This window comes from Olleya sp. KKT75, from assembly GCF_055635485.1.
Genome location: NZ_CM145759.1, coordinates 1,690,238 through 1,714,161, shown reverse-complemented (window position 1 = coordinate 1,714,161; position 23,924 = coordinate 1,690,238). Strand labels below are relative to the sequence as shown.

Below are 23,924 nucleotides of genomic sequence, written 5' to 3'. Positions count from 1 at the left end.
CCGTATTAAAATGAAAAAATTAATTAATAATTCCATTACCTTATTAGCACTTTTATTTGTGCTAGTAAGTTGTGATGATAATGAGTTAACAACGTTAAATAGTGATGTAAATACTGAGTTAAGTGTTTCTGAACAAACGTTAGTGTTAACTGAAGAATTAGCAGAAACAGAAGTCTTAACCTTAAATTGGACAGATCCAGATTATGGTTTTAATGCTGCTGCTAATTATAAAATTCTAATAGATTTTACTGGTGGTGATTTTAGCGCACCTCAATCTATTTCAGCTGGATCAGATTTAGTAAAAATCTTATTAGGTCAAGAGATAAACAGTAAATTGCTATCTCTAGGAATTGTTCCTAATACAGCTACTGATATTGATTTTAAAATACAAACAACGCTTAGTGAAGGGACGGTATTTACTTCTAACGTAAAAACGGTTAATATTACAGCATATTCATCTTTATTAGACCTATCTACAAACTTAGGTTTAGTGGGAGATGCCACTCCTGGAGGTTGGGATGCAGGAACAGACAGACCAATTTTAGATGTACCGTTTTACACAACAAGCACACCAAATCAATACGTTGCCTATGCAACACTTAGAGATGGCGAAATGAAATTTAGAAAAGACAACCTTTGGACAGAAAATTATGGTGACGATGGTGCTGATGGATCAGTAGAGCCTAACGGTGCTAATATCCCTGTAACTGCTGGTACTTATAAAATTACTGTAATGACGGATGATGCTGCAGTACCTTTATCATACACATTAGAACCTTTTTCTTGGGGAATTGTTGGTGATGGTACACCAAATGGATGGGATGGACCTGACACACAATTAACTTATAATTCTTTTCAAGACAACTTTAAACTTGCGGTGACATTAACAGATGGTGAAATGAAATTTAGATTTAATAATGACTGGGGTGTAAACCTTGGTGATGATGGTCTAGATGGTATTTTAGAAGTTGGAGGAGGAAATATACCTGTAACTGCTGGACATTACATTTTAACTTTAGATTTAAATGCACAAACGTACGAGCTAGAACCAATGGATGTTTGGGGCCTTGTAGGTGATGCTGCTCCTAATGGATGGGATGGACCAAACGTTAAGTTTTTACCCGATTTTGGAATCAACGAAGGCTTTTATTACATCAATGGTGTTACATTAACTGATGGTGAGATTAAAATACGTCAAAACGATGCATGGGGTCTTAACTATGGTGATGATGGTAACGATGGAACAATGGAAGTTGGAGGTGCTAACATACCTGTAACTGCTGGAATCTATAATATTGTATTTGACTTTTCTGGGGCTGATCCTATGATTAGTTTAAACCAATGGTAAAAAACATCAAGTTTTAAGTATAACAAAAAGGTCTGCATCAATTAGTTTTCTATAATGCAGGCCTTTTATTTTAAAAAAACAACATGAAAAAACAACTACTTTTCTTGCTTCTGCTTTTTCCTCTATTCGCAGTCGCACAAGTCACAATAAGTCCCGATCCTATACTAGTGGACCAACCAGTTACTATTACTGTAGATGCAACTGCAACCACATGTAATAGTATTGTTAATCCAACAAAAATATATGCGCATTTAGGAGTCGGTGATGAAACCGATGAATACGGTATAAAAGTAATCGGAAACTGGGGACAAGATGATGGCATTGGAGAAATGACCAATAATGGTGATGGCACGTGGAGCATTACATTAACACCAAGTACTTATTTTAATTTAACAGCTTCTGAAGAGGCTAATGTTACTAAAATGGGACTCGTGTTTAGAAACCCAAACGGTACACAAGAATTAAAGTTAGACGATGGTGGTTGTCAAAATTTTGTATTCAATATTGGTGCGTTTCAGGTGGATATGATTAATCCAACTTCAAACGGAATAATTGCTGTAACCAGTGGTGCTAGCACACAAATATTAGCACAAAACACTAATGGTAATGCTACGTATGTTTTAAAAGCTAACGGAGCTGTTGTAAACACAACGACTACAAATTTTTACAACTATGCTTTTGCTAATATAACCGAAAATAAATATTGTCAACTTGAAGTGTCACAAGGCACTGAGACAGTTACAAAAACATTTACCATTTTAGTAAATAATGCAGCTTCTGAAGCACTACCTGCAGGCATGGTAAATGGTATTAATTATACTAGCGCAACTTCTGCAACATTAGTGTTAGAAGCCCCTTTAAAAGATTTTGTTTACGTTGCCGGAAGTTTTAATAACTGGACACCTTCAGACGCTGATGCTATGAAAAAAGATTCTGCTACTGGTAAATTTTGGCTAGCGATTAACGGATTAGTTACGCAACAAATAGAAACATATCAATATTGGGTTGGAGCGGAAAACACAGTAACGGGCTCTCCTAAACTAGTTAAAATAGCAGATCCTTTTTCTACAGTAGTACTTTCTCCATTTGACGATCCATCTATCCCAGCTTCATCTTATCCTAACTTACCAGTGTATCCTGCTGGTCAAGAAAGAGAAGTTACGGTTTTACAAACAGGACAAACCACTTATAACTGGCAAGTCACAGATTTTGAAAAGCCTAAAAAAGAAGACTTAGTGATTTACGAAGTTTTAATTAGAGACTTTGATAAAAATGCGGACGGAGGACGAAACTTTCAGCAATTAATAGATAGAATTGACTATTTCAAAAACCTAAATGTTAATGCCATTCAATTAATGCCAATAATGGAATTTGAAGGAAACGAAAGCTGGGGTTACAACACCTCTTTCCACATGGCTTTAGATAAATACTACGGTACAGAAGCTAAATTTAAAGAGTTTGTAGATGTTTGTCATCAAAACGGAATTGCAGTTATTTTAGACATTGCTTTAAACCATGCATTTGGACGTAATCCAATGGTACGTATGTGGATGGACGATCCTGATAATGATGGATGGGGAGAACCAAGCAGCGAAAACCCTTATTTTAATCAAGTCGCAACTCATAGTTATAGCGTTGGTTCTGACTTTGACCATTCAAGCACGTTAACTAAAAACTACACCAAGCGTATTGTGCAACATTGGGTGGAAGAGTTTAATATAGATGGATTCCGTTGGGATTTAACTAAAGGGTTTACTCAAAACTGTAGCCCATCAGACGAGAACTGTACAAACCAATATCAAGCAGACAGAGTCGCTGTTTTAAAAGAATATGCTGATTATTCTTGGAGTTTAGACGATGATCATTATGTGATTTTCGAACATTTAGGTGGTACTCAAGAAGAAAAAGAATGGGCTGATTACAGAATAAGCGAAGACAAAGGCATCATGCTTTGGGGAAAAATGACAGACCCATACAATCAATTAACAATGGGTTACGCTTCTAATAGTAACATTAATGGAATGGGACACAATAGCCGAAACTTTGATGCGCCTAGATTAATTGGTTATCCAGAAAGCCACGACGAAGAACGTTTAATGTATAGAAACCTGCAATTTGGAAATGCAACTAACACTAGTCATGATGTTACAAATTTAAACACTGCAATCTCTAGAATGTCCGCTTTAGGCGCAGTAAGTTTAACTATTCCTGGCCCAAAAATGATTTGGCACTTTGGAGCGTTAGGTATGGAAAATTCAATTTACACGTGTAATAACGGAAGTGTAAACGTCCCTGGAGGATCAGATGGCGACTGTAAACTAGATACAAAACCACAACCACAATGGGATAATAATTGGTTAACAAATGCTACTAGAAGCCAAGTTTATAATGATTGGTCAAGGCTTAATGATTTAAAAGTTAACCAACCCGTTTTTGAAGGCAATTATGTAATTAACAATCCAACCAACCCTGATGTTAACACATTAACACCAAGAATATACATTTTTGATAACTCCATACCGTCAGACCAATTAAATAACGTTGTTATTTTAGCTAATTTTGATGTTGTTTCGCAAAATATAACGCCAGACTTTCCGTTTACGGGGACTTGGTATGACTTAATGGATGCAACAAACAGTACTTCAATAAATGTAACTAGTACAACAGCGCCTTTAAGTATTCCTGCTGGACAATTTAAAGTGTATGGTAATGCCGTACCACAAAATTTAAGCACAGATACGTTTGATCTATCTAGTGTCTTTAAACTGTACCCTAACCCATCTAACGTTTCTTTTTCAGTAAACGTTGAAGTAAAGAAGGTACAAGTAATTGATCTTTCAGGAAAACTAATACAAACCTATAATGGGACTTTTAAAGCGGGTCATAAATTTTATATTCAAGATTTAGCAAAAGGACTTTATTTAGTAAAAACCGAAACTAATAACGGTCAAATACAAACCACTAAACTGATTAAATCGTAACTATTTAATCTTTTCAATACAAAAAGCTTCAGTAATTGTGCTGAAGCTTTTTCCTTTTTTCTAATTATAGCGCATAAAAAAAGCTTCTCTAACAAGAGAAGCTTTTTTACTTTGTACAGGCGGGGAGACTCGAACTCCCACACCTCGCGGCACTAGATCCTAAGTCTAGCGTGTCTACCAATTCCACCACGCCTGCGACTTATACCCGTAATTTCGGATTGCAAATATAAACAATAGTTTGAATATTCATAACAACCTTAAAAGAAATTATTATCCTTTTTGTATTTTTACATAAATTCAATCTATTTTCATGAAAAACATAAAGTCTTACGTCCAAGAAAACAAGCAACGTTTTCTTGACGAATTAATAGAATTACTTAAGATTCCGTCAATCAGTGCGGATTCTGCTTATAAAGAACACACCATTAACACCGCAGACGTTGTGGCAAAAAGCTTAAAAGACGCTGGTTGTGATGTTGTTGAAATTTGCGAAACAGAAGGATATCCAATTATTTACGCACATAAAATAATTGATAAAGACTTACCAACCGTTTTAGTTTATGGTCATTATGACGTACAACCGCCAGATCCATTAAATTTATGGACCTCTCCTCCTTTTGAGCCTGTTATAAAAACAACAGATTTACATCCAGAGGGCGCTATTTTTGCACGTGGAGCTTGTGACGACAAAGGGCAAATGTACATGCACGTCAAAGCAATGGAATTTATGACTAAAAACAACACTTTACCTTGTAACGTCAAGTTTATGATAGAAGGTGAAGAGGAAGTTGGAAGTGTTAACCTTGCTAAATTTGTAAAACAAAACCAAGACAAACTGTCAAACGATGTAATCTTAATTAGTGATACTGGTATGATCGCACAAGACACACCATCCATTACAACAGGTTTACGTGGTTTAAGTTATGTTGAGGTAGAAGTTACAGGACCAAATCGCGATTTACACTCAGGATTATATGGTGGTGCTGTTGCCAATCCAATTAATGTATTAACTAAAATGATTGCATCATTACATGATGACAACAATCATATTACCATTCCTGGATTTTATGACAACGTAGAAGAATTATCTTTAGACGAGCGTGCACAAATGGCAAAAGCTCCGTTTTCATTAGACAAATACAAAGCAGCTTTAGACATTGATGCTGTATACGGAGAAGAAGGCTATACAACCAACGAGCGTAACAGTATTAGACCAACCTTAGACGTTAACGGTATTTGGGGTGGTTATACTGGAGAAGGCGCAAAAACAGTAATAGCAAGTCAAGCATTTGCAAAAATATCGATGCGTTTAGTCCCAAACCAAGATTGGGAAAACATCACAGACTTATTCAAAAACCATTTTGAAAGCATTGCACCAAAAGGCGTTAAAGTAAGAGTAACACCTCATCATGGTGGACAAGGTTACGTAACACCAATAGACAGTATTGGTTACCAAGCAGCAAGTAAAGCCTATCAAGAAACCTTTGGAAAAACACCAATACCGCAACGTAGTGGAGGAAGTATTCCAATTGTAGCTTTATTTGAGCAAGAACTAAAAAGCAAAACCATTTTAATGGGCTTTGGTTTAGATAGCGACGCAATCCACAGTCCAAATGAACATTTTGGAGTATGGAATTACTTAAAAGGAATCGAAACTATTCCGTATTTCTATAAGTACTTTACAGAAATGTATAAATAAAATTAGGGTGTCACCACCTTTTGCTTTTAGTAGGCAAAAGGTGGTCGCGTCATCCATTATATCTTTATTTTGCCATATATGGCAGCAAAATAAAGGATGCCATTACTACCGCTTACACAACCAATAAAAGTGAAAGACCAACATTTAAAGCACGTATTAGCACTAACCTTTGCCACACTACTAATTAGTACATCCGGTAGTTTAGGTCGCTATATAAGCATGCCTGCTCCTGTAACCATTTGGTGGCGTAGTTTTTTAGCTTTGTTTCTACTGTTAGGATATTGTAAATACAAAAACATTACCCTAAAAATAAACTCTAAAAGAGACTTAGGTGCTTTTGTATTAAGTGCCTTATTTATGGCTTCGCATTGGATTACTTACTTTATAGCACTGCAGCTATCAAGCGTTGCTATTGGTATGCTAGCCTTATTTACATTCCCTATAATGACAGCCTTTTTAGAACCCTTATTTTCTAAAACAAAATTTGATTATATGCACCTTTTATTAGGCGCTATGGTACTTTTAGGGATTTACATCCTCTCTCCAGAATTAGACTTTCAAAATGACTCCGTAAAAGGGATTCTGTTTGGACTATTTTCTGCCTTCTGTTATGCTATGCGTATTTTAATACTTAAACAATACGTAACCTCCTACCATGGTAGCAGTCTAATGTTTTTTCAATTATTAATAATAAGCATCATTTTATTACCTGCCTTATTTTTATACGACACTTCTAATATAAGCACACAGTTTCCGTATGTTATTATTCTAGCATTAGTAACCACAGCAATTGGTCATACATTATTTATTCAAAGTTTAAACCATTTTAAAGTCAGTACAGCCAGTATTATTGGCAGCACACAGCCAATATTCGGAATTATAATTGCCTTTTTCTTTTTAAACGAAATCCCTACTTGGAACACTTTTTTTGGTGGAATGCTAATCTTATCTACAGTTGTTATTGAGAGTTTACGCTCTAGGAAGTAGTAAATAATCTACACTTTTCATAAAAAAATAGCTTAATAAAAAGTCTTTATTTAGGCGTACCTTTTTTGTGACAACATAGTTATTTCCGTTTGGGATGAGATCCTGAAACTAGTTCAGGATGACGTGGAGTGGATGATAGCAAATATGTTATTATTCAGTCGTAACTGATTAGGAATGAAACAAAAACTCTACTTTCTTTTATAATTAAAAACAAAAAAAACACCTCTACATTTGTAGAATCATTTTTTTGTTCTACATTTGTAGAAGTTAATCTAAACTTGTAGACATGCAATTATCAAAAACGGAAGAAGAATTAATGAACCATCTATGGAAACTAGAAAAAGCTTTCATGAAAGATTTATTAGAAGCCTATCCAGAGCCAAAACCTGCTAACACAACCGTTGCGACCTTATTAAAACGTATGACGGATAAAGGTTTTGTGACATACACCAAGTTTGGCAACTCAAGACAATACCGACCAATGGTTAAGAAAAAAGACTATTTTTCTAAACACGTTAATGGTTTAATTAAAAATTTTTTTAACGATAGCAGTTCTCAATTCGCCTCTTTTTTTACCAAAGAAACCGATTTAAGTAAAAATGAATTAGAGGAGTTAAGAGCAATAATTGACAACGAAATTAAAAACAAGTAATCATGGAACTATTACTATTAAAATCCAGTGTTTGCCTTTTAGCTTTGCTATTGTTTTACAAAATAGCGTTAGAACCATTAAGCATTCATAAATTTAAAAGAGTTTATTTATTGGTTGCTGTTGCAGTCGCAGGAATCATCCCTTTTATTACGTTTGTAAAATATGTCCAGCCTGCTTTTGACAAGTCATCATTTATTTTTGATACTTCCACAACAATACCATTAGACACAAATTTTAAAATAGTAGAAGAAACCAACTACTTATCCATCATTTTATGGAGTATTTATGCTTTAGGAGTAGGTTTATTCTTTATTAGATTTTGCGTTAATCTATATAAAATAGTTTCAAAAATCAGAAAACATACTAAAGTTAAAAGTAAGTCTTTTATCAATGTTTTAATGGAGCAATTAGAAATTCCGCATACGTTTTTTAATTATATCTTTTTAAATAAAAACAAGTTTGAAAACAAACAAATTCCTGCTGAAGTCTTACTACACGAACAAACGCACGCCAAACAAAAACACAGTTTAGACATCATAATTATAGAGTTACTTCAAGTCGTATTTTGGTTTAACCCATTAGTATATTGGCTTAAAAAAGAAGCCAAACTTAATCATGAATTTTTAGCCGATCAAGCTGTCTTAAACCATGGCGTTGACACAAAAAACTACCAAAACATCTTGTTGCAATTCTCATCAAATCAACAAGAGTTAGTATTAGCTAATGCAATCAATTATTCATCAATCAAAAAACGTTTTACACTTATGAACACACAAACACCCACAAAAACAAAATGGTTACGTAGCCTTTTGTTATTGCCTCTATTAGCGCTATTACTTTATAGTTTTAGCAGCACGAAAGAGGTTGAAAAAGAATTAACTCCTGCTATGCTTTTTCAAGATGAAAAAGAAGTAAATACTAGGCAAAACACCTTATTAAAACAAATTGAAGATGATTTAGACAAAATCGGACAATTAAAAATCAATTACCTTAATCAAGACACAAAACTATTAGTTAACGGAATAGAATGTGATAGCTGTGTACTTAATCTTACAAAAAAAGGAATAGCAGAGTTAATTTTAACTACAACTAACCAAGAGGATATAACTAACTTTAAGTTAAAAATCCCTGGAATAAAAACATTATTTAACGAAGGTAACATGCCAAATAATGAAGCTAGACAATATGTTTTAAAAACCAAAAAAGGTGATATTATTCAATTATTTGATATTAAAACTAAATCCAACAAATTTAAGCCTGTTATTATTAAGGTTGTAGACAAAAATGATGAAAACTATTCAGAATCACCTAAAGTAAAAAAAGGAGAAGAATCTAGTATTCCGCCACCACCTCCACCACCACCTGCAAACCCTAATGCAACACCAGAGGAAAAAGCAAAACAGGAAAAGGTTGTTAGCGACTACTATAAAAACAACAAAGTTGTAAATGGAAAAGTGTTAAGAAATCCACCGCCACCTCCTCCAGTAAGTCCGTCAGTGCACATTGCAGAAATGGCTCAAAAAAACGCTACATTTTTTCATAATGGTAATCCTATTACCGCTGAAGAAGCTAAACAAGTTATAAAAAACAACAAAGAAGTAAATATATCATCGCACACTAATAATGGCGTTTCTACAGTTATTATTTCTAGTAAACCTATAGAAACGATAAATGGAAAACAAGTTAAGAGCAATTCAAATGACTGTTTAAGTTTTAATAATACAATAAACTTTAAGCAGTCAAATACAACTTTAAAAATTAATTGTATTGAAAACTACCCAAACAACGAATTAAAAATATTTAACCGTTGGGGAAAAATGATATATAGTAAAAAAGGGTATAACAACAGTTGGAATGGTAAGGTAGACCAAGAATTTACAGATAATGAAGATGGTTCTGCTACACAAGGGACGTACTATTATGTATTAAACACAGGCACAAAAGAAGAACCAACAGCTGGACCTTTGTATATAATAAACTAAACCACTTTTAATCTTTAATTTTAAAACCAGAAAAATATTTTTCTGGTTTTTTTTTGCTCAAAACTGTAACAAAATCAGACATTTAGCGTTCTAATAGATAATCAGTCCTGAGCTTATCTAAGGATCATCAATCAAAATCAATCACATCATGTTTAAACACTTTTTTATAATCTGTTCTGGAGCAGATATCGATATTCTGAAAACGTCCTCTAATGGCGAACAAAATAAATACGCAGGAATAGGCGCTACCGTCTTTTTTACAGCAGTAATGGCTTTTATAGCTTCTAGCTATGCCCTTTACACCGTTTTTGATAATGCATATATCTCTATTGGATTTGGTTTAGTTTGGGGGCTTTTAATTTTTAATTTAGACCGTTTTATAGTGTCAACCATCAAAAAAAGAGGTTCATTTTTTAATCAGTTGATTCAAGCAACACCTAGATTAATTTTAGCCTTAATTATTGCTATCGTAATCTCAAAACCTTTAGAACTTAAAATTTTTCAAAAAGAAATCAATCAAGTCTTATTAACAGAGAAAAATGCAATGACGCTTCAAAATCAAGACGATATTGCTTTACAGTTTTCACCAAAAGAAACCGAGTTAAAACAAAAACTCAAAACTTTACAGACTAATATTGACACAAAAGAAGCTGAAGTAAATACGCTTTACAACACCTATATTACAGAAGCGGAAGGTACTTCTGGAACTAATAAACTAGGAAAAGGACCTGTCTATAAAGAAAAACGAGACAAGCACGATACCGCGTTAGCAGACTTACAACTATTAAAAACAGAGACTAAGGATAAAATTACAGCTATTGACCTGGAACTGCTTGAGCTTAAAACAAATTACAACTTACAAGTAGCCAACACACAACCTATTATTGATGGCTTTGACGGTTTAATGGCCAGAATCAATGCCTTAAACACGCTACCCTGGTTGCCTTCTTTTTTTATATTCTTATTATTTTTAGCTATTGAAACCTCTCCTATAATAGCAAAACTATTGTCACCCAAGGGAGAATATGATTTTAAACTAGAAGATCAAGAAACAGCTATCAAAACGGTTGTTGAGCAACGTGTTCAAGAAAGAAAACTATCTGTAAAAGCTGACTTTAAAATAAATGATAAAATTTATTCGGATTTATCAGAAGAAGATGAACTGTATCAATACAAACGTAAAAAAGCACGTGCATTAATGCAACTTCAAGCAGATGCATTTTACAAACAACAAGAAAAAGCATTGTAACAAAAAAGGCTTCAATTATTAATTGAAGCCTTTTTTATATCTTGTCATTAAGATTATAGTTTCTTAACGTATTCTGTAATAATAACGGTAAGTGTTGGTCCTACTTTACCTTCAATATAAGTTGCGTTTTCACGATCTAATCTAATATTTCTAACTGCAGTCCCTTGTTTAGCAACTTGACTAGACCCTTTAATTTTAAGATCTTTAACTAAAACAACACTATCTCCTGTTTCTAAAATTACACCATTAACATCTCTATGGATAATTTTGTCAGCTTCGTCTTTATGCTCATCCGTTAATCTAGCTATTGCTAAATTATCTTCATCCAAGTACATCATGTCTAACAAATCTTTTGGCCAACCTTCGCCTCTTAATCGTTGTAACATTCTCCAAGCCATAATCTGAACAGCAACGTGCTCTGACCACATACTATCGTTTAAACATCTCCAATGGTTAACATCCATTTCTGTGTTTTTTTCGATTTGATCATAACAGGTACCGCAAACTAATACGCAAGTATCTACAGTTTCTGTTAATGATGGCGGAATATTATATTGTCTAGTATCTGTTGGAGAAGTACACAACTCGCAAGTTGTATTACTTCTTTCTTGTAACATTTGAAGTACGCTCATGATAAGTTTTTTTTGATGCCAACAAATATAGCAAATGCTTTGTGTTTTGGCACTAAAATAAGGACTAAGATGCTTGTTGTAAGTTTTGTGTTAAGTCACTACTTACAAATACTTCTAATAATTTTGCATTGTCGGAGTTAAATGCAACTTCTTTTGCATTTGCTGGAATTAAAATAGTTTCTCCCATGTTTACAGTTTCAGTATGTAATCCTGCAGTAATATCCACTTGACCTTCTACACACATAAAAATAATAAAAGAATCGATGTTTGAGTAGTCTTTAACTTGATGGTTTGTAATATCCAAAATGTTAGTTGTAAAATATTCGCAATTAACTAAACTTGCACTAGTGTTAGGTTGTAAAGCGTAATCTGCTTTACCATTAGAGTCAAATTGCTTTGTCGCTTGTTCTGCTAACTTTGTATGTAATTCTCTTTTTTGACCAGAATCATCTGTTCTATCCCAATCATAAACACGATAAGTAACATCTGAAGTCTGCTGTATCTCGGCTGCTAAAACACCCGCTCCAATAGCATGTATTTTTCCTGCTGGAATAAAAAAGCTATCGCCTTTTTTAACTTGTTCTCTGTTAAAAACAGCATCTACATTATCTGCATTAATATGATTTAATACTTCTGGATTTACCGTTTTATCTTTTAAACCTAAAACAATATCTGCATTTTCATCACTATCCATTATGTACCACATCTCTGTTTTACCAAAACTATTATGATGTTTTTTAGCCATTTTATTATCTGGATGCACTTGTACAGACAAATCTGTTTTTGCATCTAAAAACTTAATTAATAAGGGGAAGTTATATCCAAAATGAGCAAAATTATCTGATCCTAAAAGCGCTGCTTCGTGAGTTGCAATTAGCGCTTTTAAATTAGTACCTTTATAAACACCATTACTAACTACAGATACATTTCCGTTTACATCAGAGATCTCCCAGCTTTCGCCAACATTATCTTTGTCAGTATCTTTTCCTAAAAGGTTTCCTAGTTTGTTTCCTCCCCAGATTTTCTCTTTTAATATTGGATTGAATTTAATTGGATATACTTTCATAATTAGCGGTTTATAGTTTACTTAAATACTGACGGTTAACAAATTTATTCTTGACATTTAGCTTTTTCAAATACTCGACTACTGAAAATAGACTTTGAAATAGTGTTAATTTAATACCACGTTCTTTTAAATTTTCGACATTATAATCGACTATTACTTCATGGTTTTCGCTGATTGCTCTTACTAAACCATTTAATCCTTGGTATTTAATATTTAGCAAATTAGTTGAAATGTATCCTAAATGCTTTAGGTTAAATTGACTAAACATAAATCTTGCTCCTGCTCTTACTGCCGAAACGTCTGACTTAAATTTTCTTATATCTACTACAGATACATTTGGTAATCCAGCGTCTTTTATTTCTTGTAAAGCATGCATTGTATTGTCTTTACTTGCATTATTAACTAAGCAAAACTGGATGTTATTTGACTGACGAAGTTGTTTTACAAAAATATCTGTGTCTATATGTTTTTCGTTATTATGAAAAATTATTATGATACCTGTTTTCATGATTTGGGGATTTAGAAAGTTGGTAATTAGGCTACTTTTAGGTCTTTTGAGGTTGCTTTTGTGTGTTTCTTTTTTGATCTGTACACCCAAGCAATTTGTCCAAGTTGTCCAACAATTTTTATTGAATCTTTCATTGATAACTTAGAACCATCTGCATGAATCCATCTTTTTAATGGCTGCTCACAAAGCATTGTTTTTGCTTCTTTTAATCCAAAATGGATACTCATTCTTTTAAAAATTTCTACATCAAAAATCCACTGTGTTACAAACTTTTTACCAAAAGCGATATCAATAACATCTTTATGGAAAATTTTAGCGCCACATTGCGTGTCTTTAAAGTCCATTTTTAAAATCTTTCTGATAATAAAGTTAATGGTTAAACTGATTATTTTTCTTGCAGATTCCTTTGTAATATTTGCTCCCATTCTAGAGATACGTGATCCACTTACAATTTTAAATTCTGTAGTTTCGATAGTTTTAACTAAATCATCAAAATCTGCTAAGTCTGTAGATAAATCAGCATCTAAAAACCCGATGTAATCTAAATCTTCTTTTTCAGCCATGTGTAACATTCCTAAACGAACAGCTTCTGCTTTTCCTCCGTTTTTCTCACAATCATAAACTGTAATAAAATCTTCTCTTCCTTTTTGCAATTCTTTTAAAACTTCTAATGTTTTATCCTTACTTCCATCATTTACAAAACACAAATGGTAACCAGAGTTTTTATCTATATAAGTAATAAATTCTTCACTTAATAAACGCTCTTCTTCATTATAACAAGGGATGACAACACCTACACAACGCTCTTGTATTATTACATTACTTTTAGTCACTGTGTTTTGTACTTCTGGAGCACCAATTAATCGTTTTACACGTGCACTAATTTCGTTTAAGCTTAATGGCTTTTTCATGTAATCGTTAATACCTAATTCAAAACCTTCAGTTATTGTTTCGTCTTTGGTATCTCCCGATAAAACCATGATTGGCGTTTGAGAGTTTTTTGTAATTCTAATATATTTTACAACTTCCAATCCAGATACGCCTGGCATGTTTATGTCCACAATTACTAGATCCGGACTAAAAGACTCAAATATCTCTAAACCTTTGTTGGCGTCTGTTTCTATTTTTACTTCGTATCCTAACTCTACTAATCTTTTTTGTAAAGGCAGTAATACTAATTGTTGGTCGTCTATTGCTAAAACTTTCATAATAAGTGTGTTTAAGTGTTGTTGATGGTACAAATGTACAGGAGAAAGCAGCCTTGAAATTGTTATTTAGTTTAACCTATAGTTAAGTGTCGACGAATGGTAGATTGCTGTAGATAATTAAAAATCAAACCACTATTATATTTATTTATCTTTACCATATTATTACAGCTTAGGCTTTATATGAAGGAAACCTCAAACAAATTTTTAATCACCGCCATTCTTTTAGCATTGGCGTTTCATGGTAGTGCCATATTTTTTACTTTGGAAACTACTTATGACGCGTTAATACACCTATTTTTTGCAGATCATTATGCAAACAGTTGGTTTGAACCTTGGAACTACGAGTGGTACACTGGTTTTACAGTACAAAGTTATCCGCCTTTAGTGCATCAAACCATTGGACTACTGTCCATGATTGGTGGCTTAAAGTTTGGAATGTTTAGTGTTGCCTTAATTGCAATTGTACTATTTGTCACTGGTACGTATCGTTTCTCTCTAATGATGACGGCTAATAAAACCGTTGCAGGTTATGCGTGTGTGTTGGCTGTGTTTAGCTCGTCGTTTGTAGAAACGCTTCATATTTTTGGACAGTTACCTAGTATCGTTGGGGTTTCGGTTTTAATGCATTCCCTTCCTGAGATATATTTATGGTTAAAAACCGGTAAGAAATGGTATTTAGCAACCTCCTTATCACTAATAGCAGTCACGGTAACCTCACACCATGTGACGCCCATTTTTGGAATGATCTTTTTTATTTTTCCTTTAATAGGAATGGTAATTATGGATGTTTCGCGCGAGCAAGTCGACACCATGAAAGAAGTGACTTTCAAGCTATTTCTAAACAGTTTTTTTAAACTGTTTAAGCGTATTGTAAGTTTCGGGATGCTTTCATTAGTCTTAATTGTAGGTTGTATTTTTCCATATTGGCTAAACTCCAAAGCCAATCCAATTACTCAAGTACCCATTCCGCATGGCTCTCGCGATAATTTCTTAGAAATCACATCCTCCGGCTTAGTCTTCTTTTTAATTCCTTGGGGAATTTTACTAATATTATTACCCTATATTTTTTATAGATATTACAGCAAACGTTACTTATTTTTTGGATTATCAATAACAATTTGCACCATATTAGGTACCGGAGGAACTACTCCCGTGCCTTTAAAAATGTTAGGCGAAACTGCTTTTAATATTTTAACCTTAGATAGGTTTACACTTTGGGCGTCCATATTATCTATTCCTTTAATGGGCGAATTTGTGTATCGTTTTGTTGAAGGTGATTTAAAGGAACTTATTCAGTCTAAATTTGGCGCTATTTACCATCGTATTATTGGCGGAATATTAGCCGGACTTATGGTATTTATGATTGTATTTACCATGAGTTTAAACTATTTTAGACCGTCACAACCACAGAAAATAAAGATGTTACCTATCGTTAATTTCTTAAATCAAGACGATCATGATAAATGGCGTTTTTTAACACTAGGTTTTGGCGACCAAATGGCGTGGTTAAGTGCGCAAACTAATGCTATGACTGTAGATGGAAACTACCATTCTGCAAGACGATTACCAGAATTAACCACACGACCAATAGAGCGTTTAGAAAACTCTAAATTTAAAGGTGTTGCCGGAATTGGATCACTACAGCAATTTTTAACAACGCCAGAGAAATACAATCTTAAGTACATATTTTCTAACGATAAGTTTTACGATCCCATCCTTTACTTTTGTGGCTGGCAACGTTTACGACAATTAGAAAATGGAATTATGGTTTGGGAACGCCTTAACATTCCGCCAGTATCTTCTATTTTACCTAAAGAAGATGTTGCAAAATGGGTAAAATTAATGTGGGGAATCATTCCGTTTCTAACTGTTTTAATCGCCTTTATTTTAAACATACAAATGCTTTGGGTTAATGCTTTAAAAACACGTATTAAACCAGTTCCAGATTTTTTAAAGTTTCCGACTACCTATAATAAGTTTAATAGAAATGTTTTAAGAATCACCCACGTTTGGTCATTAATTCTTGCCATAGCGGTGTTTTATGGCATCTACTTATTCTATCTAAAAAACGATTCGCAACGCAGTCCAGAAAATGCTATTATTGCATATTACGATGCTTTAGATTTTAAAGAATTTGAAAAAGCGCACAGCTTAATAGATCCTGAAAACAACTTACCAATAGCACAATATATGCTAGAGATATCGGTAACGGATGGTTTACTAAGTAGCTATGCAAAAATGGATGCTATTGAAACCGAAATTACAAAACGTAACGACAGTACTGTCTCTGCAAAAGTGACTAGTCAATGGATTACGCCTTTAGAGAAAATTGAAAAAATTGACTATAAATCATTATCAAGGCGTAAAGGTAAATGGTATTTACAACCAGACGATTTAAATAACGATTTACCTCCAGATCAACTATACTCTGATAATGCAACCAAGTATTTTAATCAAGGAAGACGACGCATTACAACAGAAGCAACACACCATGAAGACATTTTAAAACAGCCTGTTTTAGAAGTTGTTTCAGCTAAATTAGTGCAGTATGATGGTAGTTACGCTATAATTGGAGAAGTCCAAAACGTAGATAATGTCCCTGCAGATGTTATTTTAAAAGGCACACTTTATAACGATAACAACAAGCAACTAGCAACGTATAATGCAAAGTACCACGTTAAGCATAAACTAATGCCTAAAGAGTCTAGTAGTTTCCGTATTAACTTTGAAGGTATTGCTTGGTCCAGAACGCAAGATTCTATTCCAGACACGTTTAACCCAGACGAATTCACACCTATTGAATTTGAAGAACAACCAACAAAATTTAACTTACAAGTTGCAGGAAATGTTTCGGGATCTGACTTATACAAAAACGTAGTGCTAAGTGCCATTAGCATTAAAGACAGTATTATAAACGGAAACTTATTTAATAGCGGCATCCAAGAGATTACAATCCCTCAACTTTTAGTAACTTACTATGACGAAAATAAAGACATGGTTTGGGTAGATCACCTATTTGTAAAAGAAGGTGTAAGACAACAACGTAAGCAAGATTTTGAATACCACATATTACAAGACGGTCAGGTGAAAATAGTTAATACAGACATGAAAAACATTTTTGTAAATGGTTTACCAAACGATGCCATTGCTGGAAAAGTCGTCCCTAACAGAATTAAAAACCATAGCGATGCTCAATTACAAAAAATTGACCATCCTGATTTTAGTTATATTAAAATAGAAATTAACACATACATAGGAAGCCCAAATTAATGCTACTTAAACGCACATACATATTTGTTTTAGGTTTGATTTTATTATCATCGTTTGCTATTGTGCAACACAATGACGCTACTAACCCTATTCAATTAGTAACGACGCAAACAGATTATAATGTTGGTAAGCCAATTGTTTTAAAATTTACTGCTTCAGAAGGCGAAAAACCATTATTGTATTGTTCTAATAGTTATGGATCAACTTTAGTTTCGGCTATAGACGAAGGAGGTATGCTTCAATATATAATTCCGGAAAACATAATCAAAAAAATTGGCGTTGTAAACTGGATAGTATTAGACAAAAATAAATCTGCTGCCGGTCAATTTAATATTATTCCAAAAGCAGAAGTCGCAACCATGGAAACCTATATTGGACCTCCAAGTATTGAAGCCGGAGGAACAGACTACACCATGTTGGTAGTTATACCTACAGATTCTTTAGACAATCCTCTACCAACAAACACAAAGGTTAATGTGAGGTTTCAGTTTTTAGCTTCCGAAGAAAACGACGATATCTTTACTAATAATTTAATTGCCTGGAGAAACATTAATTCTAAGCGAGAAAGCGGACGGATGCTTGTCTCTTCAGAAAGTTTAGGAATTAATTCTAAAGAATTTACCATTAATGTATGGGCTGCAATTCCTACAGATTTTAAAATTTCGGCAAAACGACCACATAACTACGCCGACGGAAATCAGGTAACCACTTTTAATACCTCTGTAATTAAAGATAAGCAAGACAATGTGGTTAGCGATGGTACATTTGTTACCTTTTTTATAACCAACACCCACGGAAATATTTTAAAAACCACAGGAACGACTATTAATGGAGTTGCACACTCTAAAATTATTCATCCTGATTTTAAAGACAACTGGAGCATTAAAGCCTATGTTGATGGTATGGCAGAAAGCGATACAATTACACTAAGTTACCAAAGTGTTATTGAAGATTTTGATGTTGCTTTTGCTAATAAAAATCGTGAAATTTTAGTTGGTCCTTTACAAAGTTTTATGGAGCAAATGATTCCGGATGGTTTACACGTCAAACTTTTAATTTACAAAGACAATGTGCTTATTGACACCATTATAAAAACATCTTTTAATGGGTATGTTACTTTTAATTTAAAGCCGGCTGTTTATCAAAACGACACGTATAGTTTTAGTGTTGAAACTGCTGGAATAAATAAAACATTTAATAACAAAAAACTATGGTAGGTCTTAATAAAAACATACTACGTACCATATTAATAATCTCATATATTATGATTGTAGCCTTAATTATATCCGGTATAAGTGCGCTTTTTAGTTACTTAAATACGGGAGCAGACAGAAGTACGATGCTACATACCGAAATACAAAAAGTTGAACAATACGCTCCAAAATTAATTTGGGAACCTTTAAACAATGAAGGTCGCCCAATGGATAACGAAAATCTAAATGCCTTACAAAACGATTATTTAGATGCTTGGTATGTCAAACAAGTGGCTTACAAAAGCAATAAAACTGCTGGTATAAAAGATTATTATACCGATAGCGCTAGAAAAAACCTATATGCATTTATAGAATTAAACAAAGCTGAAAACACAACCATTGAAGCCACGACATTAAACCACAAACCTACTTTAGAGTTTTTTAGTGAAGACGGGCAACTTGCTGTCATTACAGATAGAAATGTTGTAGAATATAAACGGGTGTTTAAAGCTGAAAAATTAGTACTAGAAACGACAGAAACCTCAACTTACAAAATGGTGTTTTTGCTAGAAGATGGATTTTGGCGTATTAGACATTTAGTTAAAGAAAACACGAAGCCTTACGCACCACAAATAGCAAAAATTGAAACTGATAGTTTAATTATTAAAGGAATTAATTACTATCCAAAAGCAACACCTTGGAATATGTTTGGTGACGCTTTCGCGAAAGACACAATTGCCAACGACTTTAAAGTTATTAAAGACGCTGGCTTAAATTCGGTTAGAATTTTTGTGCAATATGATGACTTTGGAAAAGCTGATGTAGATCCTAAAAAGCTAGAAAAATTAAAACAAACTTTAGATGCTGCGGAAGAACAAAACCTAAAAGTAGTAGTAACGTTATTTGATTTTTATGGTGATTATTCTGTAATGAATTGGACCTTAAATCAACGTCACGCAGAAACCATCGTGTCTACTTTTAAAGACCACAATGCTATTATTGCTTGGGATATTAAAAACGAACCAAACCTTGATTTTGAGTCTAGAGGAAAAGATATGGTTATTGCTTGGCTAGACAACATGATAGATTTAGTAAAATCTATAGATAAGGTACATCCTGTAACTATTGGTTGGTCTAATACCCAAAGTGCACCAATTTTAAAAGACAAAGTAGATATTGTTTCGTTTCATTATTATGAAGGCTTAAGCGAATTAGACGCTGCTATTAAAACAATGCAAAACCAAATACCAAACAAACCGCTAGTATTACAAGAATTTGGAATGTCATCGTATAGTGGGTTTTGGAAACCATTTGGAAGCTCTGAAGAGGATCAAGCTAATTACCACAAAAAAATCCAAGAGATTATTGCTTCTAATAAGTTGCAATTTATGTCTTGGACTTTATATGATTTTGTTGATGTACCAACTGCTGTAGTTGGACGCAGACCTTGGAGACGTAATACCCAGAAAAAGTTTGGGTTTATTAACAAAAACGGTGTAAAAAAGGCATCGTTTAAATATATTACACACTAGTAACTGTCTGTTTTACAACTATTTTTAGTCTTATAAAAACGAAAAATCTCAAATTAAGTAGGTTAATTTTGAGATTGTTCGATAATAATGTCAATAAAATGACACTTGATATATTATTTGCTTGGGGCAAAAAAGGTATCGTTTACTTATATTAATCTATTGTTGTTGGCTCTAAAACCACTGCTTTTTCTTTTGTTTTTCTTGCTGTTTTACTTGGCGACTTTTTAGCAATAATAGCATCAAACTTATTTAAATACATGTCTGCAATTTTCTCCATTGGATACGCTGTTGCTGCTTGATAATTAGATTTCCCTAAAGCAATTCTGTGAGTGTCGTTTGTTACAATAGCCTCAATTGCTGTTGCTAAACTATCTACAGATGTAGGTTCAAAAAATTCACCTTTATAACCTTCGTCTTTTACTAATAAAGCTAGATCTCCTAAATCCGGCATCACTACTGCTTTACCATAACTTCCTGCTTGATGTAAAACACCAGAGCTTCCTGTTGTTGATGTATAAGGAAATACAACTACCGCACTTTCTTTAAATAAGGTTGGCACTTCATATTCTTCAACATACCCCGTAAAACGTACTTGCGGCACATGCTTATAATCTTCTTGGACTTTTGCTAAATAACCTGGCACATTTGGGTTGTCTGTTCCTGCAATTACAACTTCAAGATCTAATCCTGTAGACGCTCTTACTTTCTCAACCGCTTCAATCATACCCTCTACCTTTTTGTAGGTTCCAAATTTACCAAAAGTCATAACTTGTAAAGGACCTTGTGGTAAATCGTATTCTGGCTTTTCTTCAGAAATCTCAAAAGTTCCGTGCGGAATTAATGTCACATTTTTAGCTTTATATTTTTTCTCTAAAATGTCAACATATTTTTGCATTGTTACCGCTACAGTATCTGCTTGTAAGATTAACCTTGTCAAGCTTGTTCCAATAAAACCATATACTTTTTGCATGATTTTGCTACTTGTAAATCCTGCTGATCCTAAATCTACTTCTTCTAATATATTATGCAATAACACGATATTAGGAATCTTTTTTAGTTTACAAACCAATGGTAACATTAATCCTAAAGCTGCTGCTATTTTTTTGTCTCCAAACTTCATGAATTGTAAGTTGAATAAAACTGCATCTGGCTTAGTTTTACTTATAGCTTTAGTTACATTTAAAATATTTGTGTAACTATTAAAAGCCCAGCACTCTTTAACTGTAATCTTACAACCATCTTCTGTAAAAGCAATATCTTTTGCTCCTTCTGTTTTATCTGTTAATAAAACAATTTCAGTAACATTTTCTTTTTGTCTAAAGTGCTTTACTAAATGGTAAGCATACTCATTTAAAGTTACCTTACTTGGTGGATATGCTGTTACGATTGCTAGTTTCATTATTATATGTTTTTAATATATTGTTTCTTAATTACACTACAAATTTGCGTTATTAAAGAGACATATTCAGGTGAGTTTAGACAGGTTGCAAGTTACTGTAGACGAATGGTAATAAAGTGTAGATTTGCAATTTAAAAAACACTTAAACAGACTCACTTTTAGAAGATTACGCTGTTTTAGCTAGTATTGTGGTTTGGTTGTTAATCAAGCAGAAGATTAAACAACCAAACTATTATAAAACAGAAAAAGCTGCAGTTTAAAACTACAACTCCTTCCCGTTTAATTTATATGAAAGACTAATTTAATATAAATTCATTTTTAGTTCTTCACTTTAAAATTAATTGAGAAGAAGCGCTCTGTAACCCTCTGTAATAAAGTAGTGTTACATTTTAAATATACATAATTTACGCATATTTACATGTAAATTGTCGTAAAAAAATTCAACTCCTTACAAATCATTATAAAAAAAATATATATTAAACTGAATTTAAAAAGGTTGCATAATAAAACGGACTAATAGTAAAACCAAAACTATTATAACACAGAAAAAGCTGCAGTTAAAACCGCAACTCCTTCCCGTTTAATTTATATGTAAAGACTAATTTAATATAAATTCATTTTTATTTCTTCAGTTTAGAATCAAACATGAAGAAGATTACCTGGATAACTAACAGTAACACCATTGCTATAATTTGCATGTGCACTACTTGCTCTAAACTTTCATGAAAAAAGATAACTAAGCCCATTTGTAACATTCCGAAAACTCCAGAGATCACAACAGGAATATATCTATCTAAAGACAAGTAGTAATAAGCAAAGATGTTTGAGATAGCAAACAAACCAGTTGCTAAAGCGTACTTCCATAAAAGTGGAGCCATTGCTAAATAACTATCTCCAAACAATAAGGTAATTGCGGTTTCTGGAAACAAAGCGCAACCAATAACTATTGCTGTGGCAATTGCTGCGATGTAACCAACGTATTTAAATAAAATAGGCGCTGTTGCTTTTCCTTCTTTTTTAAGCTGTACCACGGTTGGCAATAATAACATGACAAACATCCAAGCTACAAAGTATACAATACGACCTATTAAGGCTAATGATGCATATAATCCCGCATCGTAAGCATCAAAGTAATGTTTTACTAATAAGATATCACTATTGTTAATTATAATCTGTGTCAGCTCATAAAACGCTGTAATTATAAAAAAGCTTTTAACCTGTTTAGATTGACTAGCTTCAATAGCAATTGATTTTTTAAAGTTTAAGTTTTTAAATTTGAAAGGCACTAAACCAAATCCAAAAGAGATTAAAATTCCGATAGCAATCACAACCGATGACTGTACATCAAGTAAAAAAATCAAGGCTAACGTAATTACTAATCGGCTTAGCATTTCAGCTTGATAAGTAATTGATAATGATTTAAATTCCTTTTTCCCCTGAAATACCCCTCTGTTAACACTCATTAAAAAATAAAGTGGCACTCCTATTCCAAAAATGGTAAACATGCTAGACGATGACGTATTAAAAACCGCTTGCAATTGTCCTGCAAACACAATAATTAAAGCCCCTAATCCTAATCCAACAAACGTTGCATTTTTATAAATTTTAGAGACAAAATTAGTAAACGTCTCGTTTTCAAAAATTACAGAAAACTTAGCAGTCACTAACTGAAACGTCATGGCTACAAAAGACAATACTAATAAAAAGGTAATCAGTACAGCAGCATCTGCAAACTCAGCAGGTCCTAATACACGTCCTAAAATAAGATTGTACAAGTAGTTCCCTCCGTTTACTGCCAATACACTTAGCATAAACAATTGCTCTGGAGATATTTTTTTCGATTTTAAAAGAGATAAAACTTGCATCTGATTAGTGGTTTAAAGGATAATAATAATAATAATAATTAGGCTACTTGTGGGTATTGAAAAGCTTCATAAATTTCTTCGCTTCTATTACCTTCCACAAAAAACATCTGTTGGTTTACAACACCATTTACATACATTGCTTTTAATATTTGCATCGCACATGGTTCAATTATTGTCACTTTATCAATGTTTAAAGTCACATTTTTAAAAGCATTTAAAATAAATCCAAAATGTATTTTAAAGTTATTTACTGTTTTAGTATTTAATGTTCCTTCTAAAGTAACTGTGTTGTCTTGTTGTGTAATTTTAAGTGCCATAATAGTAGATTTTATAATTGTTATAGGTTTGATTTG

Annotated in this window: 17 protein-coding genes and 1 tRNA gene; 10 read left to right on the top strand and 8 right to left on the bottom strand. The window is 33.2% G+C overall.

All coding sequences use genetic code 11. From position 1 onward, the window contains the following. Positions 1-10 precede the first annotated feature (10 nt). Together ACZ2G2_RS07610 and ACZ2G2_RS07605 are read left to right on the top strand one after the other, a co-directional pair. Positions 11-1,348 (top strand): SusE domain-containing protein, encoded by a 1,338-nt coding sequence (locus ACZ2G2_RS07610; protein WP_090836477.1) that lies wholly within the window; start codon positions 11-13, stop codon positions 1,346-1,348. 83 nt (positions 1,349-1,431) lie between these two features. Further along, the gene (locus ACZ2G2_RS07605; protein ID WP_470394851.1) at positions 1,432-4,329 is read left to right on the top strand and encodes an alpha-amylase family glycosyl hydrolase; all 2,898 of its coding nucleotides are present in this window, start codon (positions 1,432-1,434) and stop codon (positions 4,327-4,329) included. Positions 4,330-4,443: 114 nt separating this feature from the next. Here ACZ2G2_RS07605 and ACZ2G2_RS07600 read toward each other — a convergent pair. Beyond that, positions 4,444-4,525: transfer RNA gene (locus ACZ2G2_RS07600), tRNA-Leu, on the bottom strand. 114 nt (positions 4,526-4,639) lie between these two features. On the opposite strand from ACZ2G2_RS07600, the gene ACZ2G2_RS07595 reads away from it, so the two are divergent. The 5 genes from ACZ2G2_RS07595 (at position 4,640) to ACZ2G2_RS07575 (ending at position 10,898) form a co-directional block, all read left to right on the top strand. After that, the gene (locus ACZ2G2_RS07595; protein ID WP_470394850.1) at positions 4,640-6,028 is read left to right on the top strand and encodes a dipeptidase; all 1,389 of its coding nucleotides are present in this window, start codon (positions 4,640-4,642) and stop codon (positions 6,026-6,028) included. 129 nt (positions 6,029-6,157) lie between these two features. Continuing rightward, on the top strand, positions 6,158-7,015 hold the full coding sequence (locus ACZ2G2_RS07590; RefSeq protein WP_470394848.1) for a DMT family transporter: 858 nt from the start codon (positions 6,158-6,160) through the stop codon (positions 7,013-7,015). Positions 7,016-7,301: 286 nt separating this feature from the next. Further along, the gene (locus ACZ2G2_RS07585; protein ID WP_470394846.1) at positions 7,302-7,667 is read left to right on the top strand and encodes a BlaI/MecI/CopY family transcriptional regulator; all 366 of its coding nucleotides are present in this window, start codon (positions 7,302-7,304) and stop codon (positions 7,665-7,667) included. A gap of 2 nt (positions 7,668-7,669) precedes the next feature. Continuing rightward, positions 7,670-9,649, top strand: coding sequence for a T9SS type B sorting domain-containing protein (locus ACZ2G2_RS07580; RefSeq protein WP_470394844.1), 1,980 nt, complete (start codon positions 7,670-7,672; stop codon positions 9,647-9,649). Positions 9,650-9,797: 148 nt separating this feature from the next. Next, on the top strand, positions 9,798-10,898 hold the full coding sequence (locus ACZ2G2_RS07575) for a DUF4407 domain-containing protein (protein ID WP_470394842.1): 1,101 nt from the start codon (positions 9,798-9,800) through the stop codon (positions 10,896-10,898). 53 nt (positions 10,899-10,951) lie between these two features. On the opposite strand, the gene ACZ2G2_RS07570 is transcribed toward ACZ2G2_RS07575, so the two are convergent. From ACZ2G2_RS07570 to ACZ2G2_RS07555, 4 genes are all read right to left on the bottom strand, one after another. After that, the gene (locus ACZ2G2_RS07570; RefSeq protein WP_470394840.1) at positions 10,952-11,530 is read right to left on the bottom strand and encodes a PhnA domain-containing protein; all 579 of its coding nucleotides are present in this window, start codon (positions 11,528-11,530) and stop codon (positions 10,952-10,954) included. Between the two features lie 64 nt (positions 11,531-11,594). Beyond that, complete coding sequence (locus ACZ2G2_RS07565; RefSeq protein WP_470394839.1) at positions 11,595-12,596, bottom strand: type I phosphomannose isomerase catalytic subunit; 1,002 nt, start codon at positions 12,594-12,596, stop codon at positions 11,595-11,597. Positions 12,597-12,606: 10 nt separating this feature from the next. Beyond that, positions 12,607-13,104, bottom strand: coding sequence for a glycosyltransferase family protein (locus ACZ2G2_RS07560; RefSeq protein WP_090836493.1), 498 nt, complete (start codon positions 13,102-13,104; stop codon positions 12,607-12,609). Positions 13,105-13,130: 26 nt separating this feature from the next. Then, the gene (locus ACZ2G2_RS07555; protein ID WP_090836495.1) at positions 13,131-14,312 is read right to left on the bottom strand and encodes a response regulator; all 1,182 of its coding nucleotides are present in this window, start codon (positions 14,310-14,312) and stop codon (positions 13,131-13,133) included. A 180-nt stretch (positions 14,313-14,492) separates the two neighbouring features. Here ACZ2G2_RS07555 and ACZ2G2_RS07550 point away from each other — a divergent pair, with 180 nt between their 5' ends. Genes ACZ2G2_RS07550 through ACZ2G2_RS07540 form a run of 3 tightly spaced genes read left to right on the top strand, consistent with a single transcriptional unit; the run spans position 14,493 to position 20,307 of the window. Beyond that, entirely contained in the window at positions 14,493-17,582 is a 3,090-nt protein-coding gene (locus ACZ2G2_RS07550; RefSeq protein WP_470394837.1) for a hypothetical protein, read from the top strand. After that, positions 17,582-18,799: a hypothetical protein gene (locus tag ACZ2G2_RS07545; protein ID WP_470394835.1), complete on the top strand. Its 1,218-nt coding sequence runs from the start codon at positions 17,582-17,584 to the stop codon at positions 18,797-18,799. Before ACZ2G2_RS07550 ends, ACZ2G2_RS07545 begins: the two co-directional genes overlap by 1 nt. After that, positions 18,793-20,307, top strand: coding sequence for a glycoside hydrolase family 2 TIM barrel-domain containing protein (locus ACZ2G2_RS07540; protein WP_470394834.1), 1,515 nt, complete (start codon positions 18,793-18,795; stop codon positions 20,305-20,307). Before ACZ2G2_RS07545 ends, ACZ2G2_RS07540 begins: the two co-directional genes overlap by 7 nt. Positions 20,308-20,458: 151 nt before the next feature. Here the strand turns inward: ACZ2G2_RS07540 and ACZ2G2_RS07535 are convergent, their stop codons facing one another. The 3 genes from ACZ2G2_RS07535 to ACZ2G2_RS07525 form a co-directional block, all read right to left on the bottom strand. Beyond that, complete coding sequence (locus ACZ2G2_RS07535) at positions 20,459-21,706, bottom strand: glycosyltransferase (protein ID WP_470394832.1); 1,248 nt, start codon at positions 21,704-21,706, stop codon at positions 20,459-20,461. Between the two features lie 620 nt (positions 21,707-22,326). Next, positions 22,327-23,571 carry an oligosaccharide flippase family protein gene (locus ACZ2G2_RS07530; RefSeq protein WP_090836504.1) on the bottom strand — a complete coding sequence of 415 codons (1,245 nt, stop codon included), beginning with the start codon at positions 23,569-23,571 and terminating at the stop codon, positions 22,327-22,329. A gap of 38 nt (positions 23,572-23,609) precedes the next feature. After that, positions 23,610-23,888, bottom strand: coding sequence for a hypothetical protein (locus tag ACZ2G2_RS07525; protein WP_470394830.1), 279 nt, complete (start codon positions 23,886-23,888; stop codon positions 23,610-23,612). Positions 23,889-23,924 lie beyond the last annotated feature (36 nt).

Bases quoted from the DNA above. Each gene is read 5' to 3' on its own strand.
- ACZ2G2_RS07570 (WP_470394840.1), bottom strand. From the start codon at position 11,530: ATGAGCGTACTTCAAATGTTACAAGAAAGAAGTAATACAACTTGCGAG.
- ACZ2G2_RS07595 (WP_470394850.1), top strand. From the start codon at position 4,640: ATGAAAAACATAAAGTCTTACGTCCAAGAAAACAAGCAACGTTTTCTT.
- ACZ2G2_RS07550 (WP_470394837.1), top strand. From the start codon at position 14,493: ATGAAGGAAACCTCAAACAAATTTTTAATCACCGCCATTCTTTTAGCA.
- ACZ2G2_RS07575 (WP_470394842.1), top strand. From the start codon at position 9,798: ATGTTTAAACACTTTTTTATAATCTGTTCTGGAGCAGATATCGATATT.
- ACZ2G2_RS07530 (WP_090836504.1), bottom strand. From the start codon at position 23,571: ATGCAAGTTTTATCTCTTTTAAAATCGAAAAAAATATCTCCAGAGCAA.
- ACZ2G2_RS07605 (WP_470394851.1), top strand. From the start codon at position 1,432: ATGAAAAAACAACTACTTTTCTTGCTTCTGCTTTTTCCTCTATTCGCA.
- ACZ2G2_RS07560 (WP_090836493.1), bottom strand. From the start codon at position 13,104: ATGAAAACAGGTATCATAATAATTTTTCATAATAACGAAAAACATATA.
- ACZ2G2_RS07535 (WP_470394832.1), bottom strand. From the start codon at position 21,706: ATGAAACTAGCAATCGTAACAGCATATCCACCAAGTAAGGTAACTTTA.
- ACZ2G2_RS07565 (WP_470394839.1), bottom strand. From the start codon at position 12,596: ATGAAAGTATATCCAATTAAATTCAATCCAATATTAAAAGAGAAAATC.
- ACZ2G2_RS07610 (WP_090836477.1), top strand. From the start codon at position 11: ATGAAAAAATTAATTAATAATTCCATTACCTTATTAGCACTTTTATTT.
- ACZ2G2_RS07580 (WP_470394844.1), top strand. From the start codon at position 7,670: ATGGAACTATTACTATTAAAATCCAGTGTTTGCCTTTTAGCTTTGCTA.
- ACZ2G2_RS07540 (WP_470394834.1), top strand. From the start codon at position 18,793: ATGGTAGGTCTTAATAAAAACATACTACGTACCATATTAATAATCTCA.
- ACZ2G2_RS07585 (WP_470394846.1), top strand. From the start codon at position 7,302: ATGCAATTATCAAAAACGGAAGAAGAATTAATGAACCATCTATGGAAA.
- ACZ2G2_RS07525 (WP_470394830.1), bottom strand. From the start codon at position 23,888: ATGGCACTTAAAATTACACAACAAGACAACACAGTTACTTTAGAAGGA.
- ACZ2G2_RS07555 (WP_090836495.1), bottom strand. From the start codon at position 14,312: ATGAAAGTTTTAGCAATAGACGACCAACAATTAGTATTACTGCCTTTA.
- ACZ2G2_RS07545 (WP_470394835.1), top strand. From the start codon at position 17,582: ATGCTACTTAAACGCACATACATATTTGTTTTAGGTTTGATTTTATTA.